The organism is Burkholderia sp. Bp8991, assembly GCF_003853795.1.
GTDB lineage: Bacteria > Pseudomonadota > Gammaproteobacteria > Burkholderiales > Burkholderiaceae > Burkholderia.
This window is the reverse complement of the sequence record NZ_QTQJ01000002.1, coordinates 203,914-216,772: the sequence shown is the minus strand read 5'-3', so window position 1 is coordinate 216,772 and position 12,859 is coordinate 203,914. Positions and strand designations below refer to the sequence as shown.

General features: G+C 63.2%; 14 protein-coding genes and 1 pseudogene. 10 read left to right on the top strand and 5 right to left on the bottom strand.

Annotation, left to right across the window (positions count from 1 at the left end):
- Positions 1-38: 38 nt before the first annotated feature.
- From DIE02_RS03015 to DIE02_RS03005, 3 genes are read right to left on the bottom strand one after another with little or no spacing between them, the layout of a single operon-like run.
- A complete protein-coding gene (locus DIE02_RS03015) occupies positions 39-680 on the bottom strand; it encodes a glutathione S-transferase family protein (protein ID WP_124528684.1) in 642 nt (213 codons plus the stop codon).
- Between the two features lie 4 nt (positions 681-684).
- Positions 685-1,311 carry a glutathione S-transferase family protein gene (locus tag DIE02_RS03010; RefSeq protein ID WP_124528682.1) on the bottom strand — a complete coding sequence of 209 codons (627 nt, stop codon included), beginning with the start codon at positions 1,309-1,311 and terminating at the stop codon, positions 685-687.
- A gap of 53 nt (positions 1,312-1,364) precedes the next feature.
- On the bottom strand, positions 1,365-1,988 hold the full coding sequence (locus DIE02_RS03005; protein WP_124528679.1) for an isochorismatase family cysteine hydrolase: 624 nt from the start codon (positions 1,986-1,988) through the stop codon (positions 1,365-1,367).
- 245 nt (positions 1,989-2,233) lie between these two features.
- Between DIE02_RS03005 and DIE02_RS03000 the strand changes: the two genes are divergently transcribed.
- On the top strand, positions 2,234-2,746 hold the full coding sequence (locus DIE02_RS03000) for a helix-turn-helix domain-containing protein (protein ID WP_124528677.1): 513 nt from the start codon (positions 2,234-2,236) through the stop codon (positions 2,744-2,746).
- 104 nt (positions 2,747-2,850) lie between these two features.
- Here DIE02_RS03000 and DIE02_RS35890 read toward each other — a convergent pair.
- Both DIE02_RS35890 and DIE02_RS02990 read right to left on the bottom strand, forming a co-directional pair.
- Positions 2,851-3,684, bottom strand: a pseudogene (locus DIE02_RS35890) (MFS transporter); the annotation flags it as partial.
- A gap of 141 nt (positions 3,685-3,825) precedes the next feature.
- Positions 3,826-4,470, bottom strand: a complete 645-nt coding sequence (locus DIE02_RS02990) for an isochorismatase family cysteine hydrolase (protein ID WP_124528673.1) — start codon at positions 4,468-4,470, stop codon at positions 3,826-3,828.
- A gap of 433 nt (positions 4,471-4,903) precedes the next feature.
- On the opposite strand from DIE02_RS02990, the gene DIE02_RS02985 reads away from it, so the two are divergent.
- From DIE02_RS02985 to benD, 9 genes are all read left to right on the top strand, one after another.
- On the top strand, positions 4,904-5,194 hold the full coding sequence (locus DIE02_RS02985; RefSeq protein WP_124528671.1) for a muconolactone Delta-isomerase family protein: 291 nt from the start codon (positions 4,904-4,906) through the stop codon (positions 5,192-5,194).
- 101 nt (positions 5,195-5,295) lie between these two features.
- Positions 5,296-5,868, top strand: a complete 573-nt coding sequence (locus DIE02_RS02980) for a hypothetical protein (protein ID WP_124528669.1) — start codon at positions 5,296-5,298, stop codon at positions 5,866-5,868.
- A gap of 633 nt (positions 5,869-6,501) precedes the next feature.
- Complete coding sequence (locus DIE02_RS02975) at positions 6,502-7,638, top strand: muconate/chloromuconate family cycloisomerase (protein WP_124528667.1); 1,137 nt, start codon at positions 6,502-6,504, stop codon at positions 7,636-7,638.
- A 35-nt stretch (positions 7,639-7,673) separates the two neighbouring features.
- Positions 7,674-7,964 carry a muconolactone Delta-isomerase gene (catC, locus tag DIE02_RS02970; RefSeq protein ID WP_044843427.1) on the top strand — a complete coding sequence of 97 codons (291 nt, stop codon included), beginning with the start codon at positions 7,674-7,676 and terminating at the stop codon, positions 7,962-7,964.
- A gap of 74 nt (positions 7,965-8,038) precedes the next feature.
- Positions 8,039-8,983, top strand: coding sequence for a catechol 1,2-dioxygenase (gene catA, locus DIE02_RS02965; protein ID WP_124528665.1), 945 nt, complete (start codon positions 8,039-8,041; stop codon positions 8,981-8,983).
- 116 nt (positions 8,984-9,099) lie between these two features.
- Entirely contained in the window at positions 9,100-10,458 is a 1,359-nt protein-coding gene (locus DIE02_RS02960) for a Rieske 2Fe-2S domain-containing protein (RefSeq protein ID WP_124519710.1), read from the top strand.
- Positions 10,455-10,943 carry a benzoate 1,2-dioxygenase small subunit gene (gene benB, locus DIE02_RS02955; RefSeq protein ID WP_044843430.1) on the top strand — a complete coding sequence of 163 codons (489 nt, stop codon included), beginning with the start codon at positions 10,455-10,457 and terminating at the stop codon, positions 10,941-10,943. Before DIE02_RS02960 ends, benB begins: the two co-directional genes overlap by 4 nt.
- Positions 10,944-10,982: 39 nt before the next feature.
- A complete protein-coding gene (gene benC / locus DIE02_RS02950; RefSeq protein WP_124528663.1) occupies positions 10,983-12,005 on the top strand; it encodes a benzoate 1,2-dioxygenase electron transfer component BenC in 1,023 nt (340 codons plus the stop codon).
- Positions 12,002-12,778: a benzoate diol dehydrogenase BenD gene (benD, locus tag DIE02_RS02945; protein WP_124521064.1), complete on the top strand. Its 777-nt coding sequence runs from the start codon at positions 12,002-12,004 to the stop codon at positions 12,776-12,778. Before benC ends, benD begins: the two co-directional genes overlap by 4 nt.
- The last annotated feature ends 81 nt before the right edge of the window (positions 12,779-12,859 follow it).

The window sequence follows — 12,859 nt, the reverse complement described above, 5'->3', positions numbered from 1 at the left end:
GGCACCATACGTCACTGCGCGCGATTGGGGTTCACGGCTTACCTTTGGTCAAGCTTGACCTCGAAGCCGCGTCGCACCGCGGGGCGCTCGAGCATCGCGTCGTACCATCGCTGGACGTTCGGGTAGTCCGAAAGATCGACCTTGTGCCGCTCGTGTCGCCACGCCCAGCCAACAATGGCAAAGTCGGCGATCGAAAGCTCGCCGGCCACGTACTCATGGTCGGCGAGCCTTTTGTCCAGCACCGAATAAAGCCGGCGCGTTTCGTCCGAGAAACGCTTGAGACCGTAGCGTCTATCGTCTTCCGAAGTGAGGGCGGCGAAATGATGTACCTGTCCGGGCATAGGCCCGAAGCCGCCCATCTGCCACATCAGCCATTCGATTACGGGCACTCGCTCGCGTAGGCCGCGTGGGAGAAAACGGCCCGTCTTTTCGCCAAGATAGAGCAGGATCGCGCCCGACTCGAACACGCTAATGGGCTGACCATCGGGGCCGTCCGGATCGACGATGGCCGGAATCTTGTTGTTCGGGCTGATGGCGAGAAACGCTGGCTCGAACTGCTCGCGGTTGGCAATATTCACGGGCTGAACGATGTACGGCAACGCCATTTCCTCGAGCGCCACGCTGGCCTTGCGGCCATTCGGCGTGTTCCATGCATAGAGCGTGATCGGTCCGGTTTTCATGGATTCAGCTCAGTTCGATATCAACATACTTTACGAATCCCGGACGCGTGGCAAGTAACCCGTACCAACGTTCGAGGTTGGGAAGCGGGGCACGCTCAATGCCCGGCATTCCAAACCAACGCTTCGCGAACGCGCCGAGCACGATATCCGCGATCGTGAACGTGTCGCCTTCGATGAATTTGCAGCCTTGCAACCGTACGTCGAGCACTTTCCATAGTTCCGCGACCTTCGTGGCGTCGATGGCGATTTTCGCGAGATCTCGCCTTGCCTCGGGCGTCCGGACGCTTCCCCAGAACACGGGCCGCTCAGCCGGTTGCAAGGATGACAGCGACCAGTCGAGCCAGCGGTCGATGCTGGCCCGTGCTTTCGCATCGGCGGGATAGAGTTTGGTGGATCCTCCGTACTGCATCACGAGATAGCGCAGGATCGAGTTCGATTCCCAAAGTACGAAATCACCGTCGACTAGCGTGGGGACCTTGCCCATCGGATTCATCGCGAGGAACGCGGGTTCGGTGTTGTGTCCGAACTGCAGACCGGCGTCTATCCGGTTATAGGGAAGGGCGATCTCCTCACAAAGCCACAAGACCTTCTGGACGTTGACGGAGTTGGCACGTCCCCAGATGGTAATCATGTGCGGGTCCATTCGGTTATTTATTGCTTGAGTCCGTCATCGTCGGCTAGCACTTATGCCGCGAGTGCTGCGAGCAATTCGGCCGTCGTGACGATCGAGTGGGCGAATGTGGGGCCGTTCAATTCGTGGGCGGCTCGCATCATTTCCGGGGAGAAGGCAGCGGTCGCGTCGCGCACGAGCGTCACGTGATAGCCGAGTTCCATCGCGAATCTCGCCGTGGACTCAATGCAAGTGTTTGCGAGGAGGCCAACGGTAATGACGTGCGAAATTTTGTGCTGCTTGAGCTGGAAATCGAGGTCCGTGTTGGCGAAACCGCTTTGCGCCCAATGCTCGTGGACAATGATGTCGTGTTCCTGCGGAATAAAATCGGGGTGCCAGTCGCCGCCCCAAGTCCCCTTTGCGAAAGACTGTCGCCTTTGCACGGCCCGTTGCGTTGGGTTCGGATGATCCCAGTCCTCGTAATCGCCAGGCTGCCAGCGCCGATGCGGCACATAGAGGACCTGGATGCCAGCATTGCGGGCGGAACCCACCGCTGCGCGCAAATTGTCGAGGAGCCGGACGTCGTTGGCGACTGCTTCAATCATCGGAAAGATCTTGCCGCCATGCGACAGGAAGTCGTTGTAAGGGTCGACCAGCAAGAGGCCAGTGTGTTCGGCATGGTAGACGGGGTCCGACATGGTGCTCTCCGGAAAGCGGTTCGGGGGGGGGCACGGCGCAACCGACACGGAACTTCCGTGCGACTTCGAGCATTCTCATGCCTTGAACACTCAGTATATATATGAAATTCATAGTTGCAAGGGAAGCATTAATGCCATATTGACGTCAGGGGCATCAGTAGATTGCTTCCAGCCAGTTGATGCCCTCCGCGCCAACGCGGAATCCGTGATACTATGAAAACCGTAGTTACTCTGAAGGGGGCGAAATGAAGCGCAGAGAGAAGAGAGTGACCTCGGTGTGCCCGGTGGCGCGTTCGACCGAGGTCGTCGGTGACAAATGGACGACGCTCGTGCTGCGCGAACTGTACATGGGCGCGACCCGGTTTGAGGAAATCCAGATTCAGACGGAGGCGACCCCGCAGATGCTGGCGACGCGTCTGAAGTCGCTTGAAGCGGACGGAATGGTCGAGCGACACGCGTATCAGGAAAGGCCGCTACGCTACGAGTACCGTCTCACAGAGAAAGGTCGGGCGTACTACCCGGTGATCCAGGCGCTTCGCACCTGGGGCGAAACCTGGTGCAAGAGCAAAGGCGAGGAAGTCGCCGTGCGGTTTACGCATCGTGTGTGCGGGCACGAGGTCGGCCTCGACTATATCTGTCCGTCATGCGGCGAGTATGTGGAGCGCCGCGACCTCGATGCAACCTTGAGTGCAACGTTCGCAAAAGAGCGCGAGAAAAGGCGGGAGACATATCGGGCCGCGAAGGCACGATCTGAATGATTGAGTTGGCGCACAGCGGGCAATCGTCCAGACAGCTCTGTGCGCGGCGCGCGCATCAGGACGTCGGCGACGAAGGCTAGCGCCAGACTGCGTCCCCCCGCTGCAATAAACGCGAACGCGATGGCAACCGTGAGCGCACCCGCGGTCGCGACACGGCGAGCGCCGACGCGGTCGACGATGGCGCCCAGTTGTGCCGAAACCGACAGACCGACAAGCCCGATCAGCCCAAATGCGCCAATCGTGGCGGGACCGTAGTGGTAGGGCGGGCGTGCGAGCAGTACCGCAAGGGTTGCCCAGAGCGCGCTGAAGGCGGCGAATACGAGGAACCCCATCGACGCGGAGCGGCGTAGCAACCGTTCCTGGCGGACGAGGCCAGCGAGCGAGTGCATCAACTCACGATAGCGGATCGCCGCGAGTGAGCTCGACACAGGCAGTCCCCCGATGACAAATAGAAGCCCGATGTCGATGGCGGAAGCGATGACGAATATCGAGCGCCAGCCCCACAGCGCGCCGACGATGCCGCTCAGCGTGCGTGCCAGCAGAACGCCGGAGGAAAGACCACCCAGCAGTGAACCGACCACGCGTCCGCGCGTCTCCGGTGTAGCCATGCCCGAGACCGCTGGGATGATGATTTGCGCCGAGATCGACGTCATGCCAACCAGGAAGCTGCAGAGGGCCAGCGCGAAGAAGGACGGTGCCGCTGCGCAGGCGACCAGCGCAACTGCGTTCGCGATGATCGCTCGCGAAGCCAGCGTGCGTGGCTGGATACCGTCGGCGAGCGGGACAAAGGCTAGCAGCCCCAGCGCATAGCCTAGCTGGGTGAGCGTGGCAATAAGGCTCCCACGCTCCGACGCCACAGCAAACGTTGATGCAATCTGCGGCAGCAGTGGCTGGTGGTAGTAGATGGGCGAGACCGCGAGCGCGCAGCAAAGAGCCATCAGAAAGACCTGGCGTGGGGAGACCATGGGTGCCTTTGCGAAAGTAGGGGCAGAATTGCGCCGGATTTACGGTATCGTCGGAGTCCGGAAGACTGGCGGGCATCGAATGGGAAGGCGATACCCACCATGCAGGCGAGCAAGTTACAGGGCAACGCGTGCCCAGGCTTTGGGCAACGCGTCAAGGAGCTCGCGGGTGCTCACGATACTGTGCGCGTAAGTTGGCCCGTTCAGTTCATGTGCTGCGTGCATCGATTCCCGCTTGAGAGCGGCCGTTGCGTCCTTCACGAGCGTAACGTGGTAACCAAGCTCCGTTGCATATCGCGCCGTCGCCTCTATGCAGGTGTTGGCCAGCAAACCCACGATCACCACGTGTGTGATGCGATGCTGCTTGAGCTGGAAGTCGAGATCCGTATTGGCAAAACCGCTTGAGCCCCAGTGTTCGAGTGCCACGATATCGCCCGATTGCGGCGCGAAATCGGGATGCCACTCGCCACCCCACTCGCCTTTGGCGAAGTGATGACCGCCCATGATCTTGCGCTGACTCGGGCTCGGATGACTCCAGCTTTCGTAGTCGCCCGCCTGCCACCGGCGGTGCGGTACGTAGACCACCTGGATACCGGCACTTCGCACGGCTGCGTTGATCAGTCGCAGGTTATCCAGCAGTCCGACCTCTTCGGCGACGTCCTTGACGAAGGGCCAGACTTTGCCTTCTTCAGCCAGGAAGTCGTTATACGGGTCGACAAATAGCAGTGCGGTTGATCGGGCCTCGTAGACGAAGTGGCTCATTGCGTTTCTCCGGAAGTGGGTGACACCAGAACGGTGACTTGAAGGATCACCCCTCATGCGGACACGCGCTCAGGTAGCGGCAGCGGTTCAGCTAAAGGGGGTTCCTTTGTTCACGCATTGTAGATATGAAAATCATAGTGTCAAGTTTGGCGTGAAATCCATAAGACGAGTGCGGATTTATCTCGAGTTTGGATGGGTATTTTGTGTGGTTACACGCATGGAAAAATAGTGTTACTATGAAAAACATACGCGAAGGTGTTGACACGGCGAACCGAATCGGCGGGCTGCCGTGCGGCGGCCGACGGTGTCGCAGGAACGCTGCCACTTCGTACAGACCGGCGCGATCCATTTCACCCATCGATGAGTTCCGGTGTTGTTCGTATGGTTCGTACGAACGCACCGCCTGACCGCAGGGCCATAACAGGAGAGCAACATGCAATACCTCGTAATGATTTCCCGTTCCGAAAACGCATCGTCCATGTCCCTTCATAAAGAGGAGGTCGAAGCGGAGGCTGAGTTTGTCCGCCGGCTTTACGCCTCCGGGGTAGTTCGGCAGGTATGGGTGAGGGCAGAAGGCGGGGCCTGCATGATTACGGAAGCCGACGACGAAAACGGTCTACGAAAACTCCTGAGCGAACTCCCTTTGGTCAAGGCTGGTTATCTTGCGCAGCCGCAGATCAGCCAATTGCGTTCGTATTCGGGATTTGGGCCGCGCAGTCTCTGAGTCACTCGAGCTATGACGCCGGCACGGGCCGGCGAATCGGTGGAGATGACGGCTCGCAAGTCATGTCCGAAAGTCGGCAAAACTTTGTTTGAACAATCGATATGACACGCTGGAAACTATTTGGTGTACTGATCGTAATCGTAGCGCTATTCGCTCTGGTGGCCTCTGCGATGGCACCGGACCGCGTAGCCTCGCTGCAATATGCAATACGGGCAACGGCTCGCACGTCCTTTGTTCTGTTCCTGGCCGTGTTCCTGTCTACCTCGTTTGCGAGACTCTTGCCGTCGGCGCTAACCCGGTCCCTGGTCAGGGAGCGGCGCTACATCGGATTGTCGTTCGCCGCTTCGCAGGTCCTGCATGCGATAGCGCTCATCATCTACATCAGGACAGCGCCCGAAGCATTCTGGGTGGGGCGTACGCCCGCGACGAACATACCGGGTTCCATAGGCTATTTGATGATTCTGTTGCTTACGCTCACATCGTTCGCAATGCCGGCTCGTCTGATAGGTCCGTCCAACTGGAAAAAGCTCCACCTCGCAGGCGTGTGGATACTCGCCGTCATTTTCGCGGCTTCCTTCCTCACCCGCGCCCACCATCATGCCGTTTATCTAGTACCCGGAATGATTATGGTCGTCGCCATGTTGCTACGCATGGCTGAGCGGCTTGAAGCATGACGTCAGGCAGAGATCTAGAAGCAACTTGAACGGCGGCTGCCTAATGCCGTACGTATTAGTTGGCGTGAACGTACCAGATGGTCTGCGCCGAACGCTCGTGGGTGTTCGCCGGATGTCTTCTCATGGATGGTCTGGGGCCCTTCGAGCGGCTGGGTTGTGGGACTGCTCGGTGACTGCTTGTGGCTGATTGCGGCCTTCGCCGATGTCAGAGGACCCTCGCGCCGTCGTCGGTTGCGTCCCTGGTACCCCACCTGACGCATACCGACCTTCATCGGTTCATCCGCAGAAACCGACGCCAAACCCGAAGACCGCGCGGCCACCCCACCAATCCCCTCAGGAAAACCCTGATCGGCTCAGACAGTCCACCGGTTTTCAGCCGATTTTCCCCCCGCTGAAAGCAGCCGCACCGCACCCCCGCCCAAGCAACACCCCGGACACGCAAGACCGCGCTCCAGCAAGCCTCTCAGCCCGCATACCTAGCCAAAAAAGGTATGGTGCGCCGCAATATTCCACACATTGAAGCGATTTTCAATACCTAAGAGGTATCAAAAAACGAGGCCAAAAGTATTGGACGCCCCATTTCCCCGCCGCGTATAAATCCGTCCCATGAACTCCCCACACGCAGCGTGCCCCATGTCCTCAGTCACCATCGAACGCATTGAAACCCGCCTCGTCGACCTGCCGACGATCCGTCCGCACAAGCTGTCGGTTGCCACGATGCACGGCCAGACGCTGATGCTGGTGAAGGTGACCTGCAGCGACGGCGTGACGGGCCTCGGCGAAGGCACGACGATCGCCGGGATGGCCTACGGCCCGGAAAGCCCGGAAGCGATGAAGCTCGCGATCGACGCGTATCTCGCACCCGCGATCATCGGCCGCGACGCGACGCGCATCCAGACGCTGATGGCGTTCCTCGGCAAGCTCGCGAAGGTCAATCATTTCGCGAAGAGCGCGCTCGAAACCGCGCTGCTCGACGCGCACGGCAAGCGCCTCGGCGTGCCGGTCAGCGAACTGCTCGGCGGCCGCCGGCGCGATCGCCTGCCGGTCGCGTGGACGCTCGCATCGGGCAACACCGCGACCGATATCGCCGAAGCCGAACGGATGCTCGACCTGCGCCGCCACAACGTGTTCAAGCTGAAGATCGGCGCGAAGGCGCTCGACGCGGACATCCGGCACGTGGCCGAGATCAAGCGGGCAGTGGGCGAGCGTGCCTCGGTGCGCGTCGACGTGAACATGGCATGGAGCGAAACGCAGGCCGCGCGCGCGATTCCGGCGCTCGCCGATGCCGGCTGCGAACTGGTCGAGCAGCCGGTCGCGTCGGCCGCGGCGCTCGCACGGCTGATGCGCCGCTTCCCGGTCGCGCTGATGGCCGACGAAATCCTGCAGGGCCCGGACAGCGCGTTCGAGATCGCGAAGCAGCACGGCGCGGACGTGTTCGCGATCAAGATCGAGCAAAGCGGCGGCCTGTTCGCGGCGCAACGCGTCGCGGCGATCGCGGATGCGGCCGGCATCGAGCTGTACGGCGGCACGATGCTCGAAGGCGCGTTCAGCACGGTCGCGTCCGCGCATCTGTTCGCGAGCTTCGCGAACCTGCAGTGGGGCACCGAACTGTTCGGACCGCTACTGATTACCGAAGAGATTCTCGCGACCCCGCTCGACTACAGCGATTTCGAGCTGACCGTGCCGAGCGGCCCGGGCCTCGGCATCGAACTCGACGAAGCGAAGGTCGCGCGCTTCACCCGCCACGGGCTGACGAAAGTCGCCCGCTGACCCGCGATAACCCGCTCACGTACCAGGACATCACGATGCTTTTCCACGTACGCATGGACGTCAACCTCCCGGCCGACCTGCCGGCCGCGGTGGCCGACGAGATCAAGACCCGCGAGAAGGCGTACTCGCAGGAGCTGCAACGCAGCGGCAAGTGGCGCCACATCTGGCGCATCGCCGGCGAATACGCGAACTACAGCGTGTTCGACGTGTCGGGCAACGCCGAGCTGCACGAGATCCTGACCGGCCTGCCGCTGTTCCCGTACATGAAGATTTCGGTGACGCCGTTGTGTCGCCACCCGTCGTCGATACACGACGGCGACGTTTGAGCCACGGAGCCGCCGCTTCTGCAACGGCGAGCACCCCGGGTCACCTTTCCCCAAATACACGTGGAGACACCATCATGAGCGTCAAAGTTTTCGAAACCAAGGAAGTGCAGGATCTGCTGAAGGCCGCGTCGAACGCGGGCGCCAATGGAGCGAATGGCGGCGACGCGCGCACGCAGCAGATCGTGCTGCGGCTGCTCGGCGACCTGTTCAAGGCGATCGACGACCTCGACATCACGCCCGACGAAGTGTGGGCCGGCGTGAACTACCTGAACAAGCTCGGCCAGGACGGCGAAGCGGCGCTGCTCGCGGCCGGCCTCGGCCTCGAGAAGTATCTCGACATCCGGATGGACGCCGAGGACGAGGCGATCGGCCTCGACGGCGGCACGCCGCGCACGATCGAAGGCCCGCTGTACGTCGCCGGCGCGCCGGTGCGCGACGGCGTCGCGAAGATCGACCTCGACGCGGACGCAGGCGCGGGCCCGCTCGTGATCCACGGCACCGTGAAGGATCTCGACGGCAAGCCGGTGGCCGGCGCGCTGGTCGAGTGCTGGCACGCGAACTCGCACGGCTTCTATTCGCACTTCGACCCGACCGGCGCGCAGAGCGAGTTCAACCTGCGCGGCGCGGTGAAGACGGGCGCGGACGGCAAGTACGAGTTCCGCACGCTGATGCCGGTCGGCTACGGCTGCCCGCCGCAGGGCGCGACGCAGCAGCTGCTCGACCGCCTCGGCCGCCACGGCAACCGACCGGCGCACGTGCACTTCTTCGTGACGAGCGACGGCCACCGCAAGCTGACAACGCAGTTCAACATCGACGGCGACCCGCTGATCTGGGACGACTTCGCGTATGCGACCCGCGAGGAGCTGATCCCGCCCGTCACCGGCAAGACCGGCGGCGCCGCGCTCGGGTTGAAGGCCGACGCGTACCAGGACATCGAGTTCAACTTCGTCCTGACGCCGCGCGTCGAGGGCAAGGACAACCAGATCGTCGAACGCCTGCGCGCTTCCGCCACGGCATAACCGCCCGACGGCCCGGCGGCGCGCAGGCGCCGCCGCCGGCCGGGCTCCCGCGAGATTCAATCGATACCGATGCGAGCGTGCTTGCAGGACCCGGCACGCGCACAGGAGGAACCAACATGTCCGCCACGATCGACCCCACCACCGAACTGGACCACCTGCTCGCCACCGCCGTGCAGGACGACAAGGAGGCCGGCATCTTCCGCTGCCGCCGCGACATCTTCACGAACGAGGCGCTGTACGAGCTCGAGATGAAGCACATCTTCGAGCGCAACTGGGTGTACCTCGCGCACGAAAGCCAGATCCCGAACAACAACGATTACTACACGACGTGGATCGGCCGCCAGCCGGTCGTCATCACGCGCGACAAGACCGGCGAGCTGCACGCGGTGATCAATGCATGCGCACACAAGGGCGCGATGCTGTGCCGGCGCAAGCACGGCAACAAGGGCAGCTTCACGTGCCCGTTCCACGGCTGGACCTTCTCGAACACCGGCAAGCTGCTGAAGGTGAAGGACGAGAAGACGACCGAGTATCCGGTGCAGTTCAACACGCACGGCTCGCACGACCTGAAGAAGGTCGCGCGCTTCCAGAACTATCGCGGCTTCCTGTTCGGCAGCCTCAGCGACGACGTGCTGCCGCTCGAGGACTACCTCGGCGAGGCGCGCGTGATCATCGACCAGATCGTCGACCAGGCGCCGAACGGCCTCGAAGTGCTGCGCGGCAACTCCTCCTACATCTACGAAGGCAACTGGAAGATGCAGATGGAGAACGGCTGCGACGGCTATCACGTGAGCACCGTGCACTGGAACTACGCGGCGACGATGGGCCGCCGCAAGGAGGACGGCACCAAGGCCGTCGACGCGAACAGCTGGAGCAAGTCGGTCGCGGGCGTGTACGGCTTCGACCACGGCCACATCCTGCTGTGGACCAAGACGATGAACCCCGAAGTGCGGCCCGTGTACCAGCACCGCGACGAGATCAAGGCGCGCGTGGGCGAAGTGCAGGCCGACTTCATCGTGAACCAGACACGCAACCTGTGCGTGTACCCGAACGTGTTCCTGATGGACCAGTTCAGCACGCAGATCCGCGTGGTGCGCCCGCTCGGCGTCGACAAGACCGAAGTCAGCATCTTCTGCTTCGCGCCGAAGGGCGAGAGCGACGCCGACCGCGAGACGCGGATCCGCCAGTACGAGGACTTCTTCAATGTGAGCGGCATGGGCACGGCCGACGACCTCGAGGAGTTCCGCGCGTGCCAGGCCGGCTACGCGGGCATCACGGCGATGTGGAACGACCTGTCGCGCGGCGCGCCGCTGTGGATCGACGGGCCGGACGAGAACGCGAAACGGATGGGGCTGAACCCGCGCATGTCGGGCGAGCGCAGCGAGGACGAAGGGCTGTTCGTGTGCCAGCACGAACACTGGGTGCACGTGATGCGCGATGCACTGAAGCAGGAACGCGGGGAGGTGGAAGCATGAACATCGATTACCGGACCATTTGCGCGGCGCTGTATCGCGAAGCGCGGCTGCTCGACGACCGCGAGTGGGACGCGTGGCTCACCTGCTACACGGAAGACGTCACGTACTGGATGCCCGCGTGGGACGACGACGACCGGCCGACCGACGATCCGCACAGCCAGATCTCGCTGATGTACTACGCGGATCGCGGCGGCCTCGAGGATCGCGTGTTCCGGATCAAGACCGAGCGCAGCGGCGCGTCGACGCCCGAGCCGCGCACGAGCCACAACGTGACGAACGTCGAGGTGCTGGCCGAGCGCGACGGCGAGGTGGACGTGCGCTACAACTTCCACACGCTGAACCACCGCTACCGCGTGACCGATCACTTCTTCGGCACGATGTTCGTCACGTTGCGCCAGGTGGGCGACGCGCTGCTGATCTCGAACAAGAAGATCGTGCTGAAGAACGACTACATCCGGCAGGTGCTCGACGTGTACCACGTCTGACGCCGATTGTTTCGACCAGTAACACAGGGAGACGAGGTCATGTCCACCTACAAGATTGCACTGAACTTCGAGGACGGGGTCACCCGCTTCATCGACTGCAAGGCCGGCGAGAAGGTGCTCGACGCCGCGTTCCGCGCGAAGATCAACCTCCCGATGGACTGCTCCGACGGCGTGTGCGGCACCTGCAAGTGCCGCGCGGAAAGCGGCAGCTACGACCTCGGCGACGACTACATCGACGACGCGCTCACCGAGGACGAGAAGGACGGCGGCCTCGTGCTGACGTGCCAGATGGTGCCGCACAGCGATTGCGTGATCGCGGTGCCGAGCTCGTCGGTCGCGTGCAAGACAGGCCACAGCGCGTTCGCCGCGACCGTGACGAAGGTCGACCCGCACAACGACGCGGCGATCGTGCTCGAACTCGACGTCGACGCGGCCGCACCGGTGTTCCTGCCGGGCCAGTACGTGAACATCGGCGTGCCGGGCAGCGGCCAGCACCGCTCGTACTCGTTCTCGTCCGCGCCGGGCGACACGAAGGTCGGATTCCTGATCAAGAAGATTCCGGGCGGCGTGATGAGCACGTGGCTCGAATCGGCCAAGCCCGGCGACACGCTCGAACTGAACGGGCCGCTCGGCAGCTTCTACCTGCGCGACGTCGCGCGGCCGCTGCTGTTCCTCGCGGGCGGCACGGGTCTCGCGCCGTTCCTGTCGATGCTCGAGGTGCTCGCGCGCAGCGGTTCGCAGCAGAAGGTGCACCTGATCTACGGCGTGACGCGCGATCTCGACCTCGTGCTGGTCGACGCGATCGAAGCGTATGCGGCGAAGCTGCCGAACTTCAGCTTTGCGACGGTCGTCGCCGATGCGGCGTCGAGCCACGAACGCAAGGGCTGGGTCACGCAGCACATTCCGGCCGATGCGCTGAACGACGGCGACGTGGACGTCTATCTGTGCGGCCCGCCGCCGATGGTCGACGCGGTGCGCCAGTACTTCGACGATCAAGGCGTGAAGCCCAACAGCTTCCACTACGAGAAGTTCACCCCGAACGTGACGGCAAAGGCGGCATGACCATGCAACGATTCTCCGGAAAGGTCGTCGTCGTCACCGGCGCGGCGCAGGGCATCGGCCGCGGCGTCGCGCTGCGCGCGGCGGCCGAGGGCGGCCAGGTGCTGTTCGTCGACCGCGCGGACTTCGTGGCCGAGGTGGCCGCCGAAGCACCTGGCGGCAACACGGCCGGCTTCATCGCCGATCTCGAGACCTACGACGGCGCGCGCGCGGCGATGGCGTGCGCGGTCGCGACGTTCGGCCGGATCGACGTGCTGATCAACGGCGTCGGCGGCGCGATCCGGATGCGGCCGTTCGCCGAGTTCGAGCCCGAGCAGATCGACGCCGAAATCCGCCGCTCGCTGATGCCGACGCTCTACAGCTGCCACGCGGTGCTGCCGCACTTGCTGGCCGCGGGCGGCGGCACGATCGTCAACGTATCGTCGAATGCGACGCGCGGGATTCGCCGCGTGCCGTACTCGGCGGCGAAAGGCGGCGTCAATGCGCTGACGGCGGCGCTCGCGATGGAATACGCGGAGCACAACGTTCGCGTGGTCGCGACCGCGCCGGGCGGCACCACGGCGCCGCCGCGCCGGGTGCCGCGCAATGCGGCCGGCGACAACGCGCAGGAGCAGGCGTGGATGGCCGAAGCGGTGCGGCAGGTGACCGATTCGACGTTCTTCAAGCGCTACGGCAGCCTCGACGAGCAGATCGCGCCGATCCTGTTCCTCGCGTCGGACGAGGCGAGCTACATCACCGGCACGGTGCTGCCGGTCGCGGGTGGCGATACGGGTTGAGGGGCGCACTTCTTCCGACACATGCGCGCCGCAGTCCGGCGTGCGCGCGAACGACCATCCAACGACCATCCAACAACCGGC

Coding starts and splice junctions, on each gene's coding strand:
- DIE02_RS02990 (WP_124528673.1), bottom strand. CDS start 4,470: ATGAGCCACTTCGTCTACGAGGCCCGATCAACCGCACTGCTATTTGTC.
- catA (WP_124528665.1), top strand. CDS start 8,039: ATGAGCGTCAAAGTTTTCGAAACCAAGGAAGTGCAGGATCTGCTGAAG.
- DIE02_RS02975 (WP_124528667.1), top strand. CDS start 6,502: ATGTCCTCAGTCACCATCGAACGCATTGAAACCCGCCTCGTCGACCTG.
- benC (WP_124528663.1), top strand. CDS start 10,983: ATGTCCACCTACAAGATTGCACTGAACTTCGAGGACGGGGTCACCCGC.
- DIE02_RS03005 (WP_124528679.1), bottom strand. CDS start 1,988: ATGTCGGACCCCGTCTACCATGCCGAACACACTGGCCTCTTGCTGGTC.
- DIE02_RS02980 (WP_124528669.1), top strand. CDS start 5,296: ATGACACGCTGGAAACTATTTGGTGTACTGATCGTAATCGTAGCGCTA.
- benB (WP_044843430.1), top strand. CDS start 10,455: ATGAACATCGATTACCGGACCATTTGCGCGGCGCTGTATCGCGAAGCG.
- DIE02_RS02985 (WP_124528671.1), top strand. CDS start 4,904: ATGCAATACCTCGTAATGATTTCCCGTTCCGAAAACGCATCGTCCATG.
- DIE02_RS02960 (WP_124519710.1), top strand. CDS start 9,100: ATGTCCGCCACGATCGACCCCACCACCGAACTGGACCACCTGCTCGCC.
- DIE02_RS03000 (WP_124528677.1), top strand. CDS start 2,234: ATGAAGCGCAGAGAGAAGAGAGTGACCTCGGTGTGCCCGGTGGCGCGT.
- DIE02_RS03010 (WP_124528682.1), bottom strand. CDS start 1,311: ATGATTACCATCTGGGGACGTGCCAACTCCGTCAACGTCCAGAAGGTC.
- benD (WP_124521064.1), top strand. CDS start 12,002: ATGACCATGCAACGATTCTCCGGAAAGGTCGTCGTCGTCACCGGCGCG.
- catC (WP_044843427.1), top strand. CDS start 7,674: ATGCTTTTCCACGTACGCATGGACGTCAACCTCCCGGCCGACCTGCCG.
- DIE02_RS03015 (WP_124528684.1), bottom strand. CDS start 680: ATGAAAACCGGACCGATCACGCTCTATGCATGGAACACGCCGAATGGC.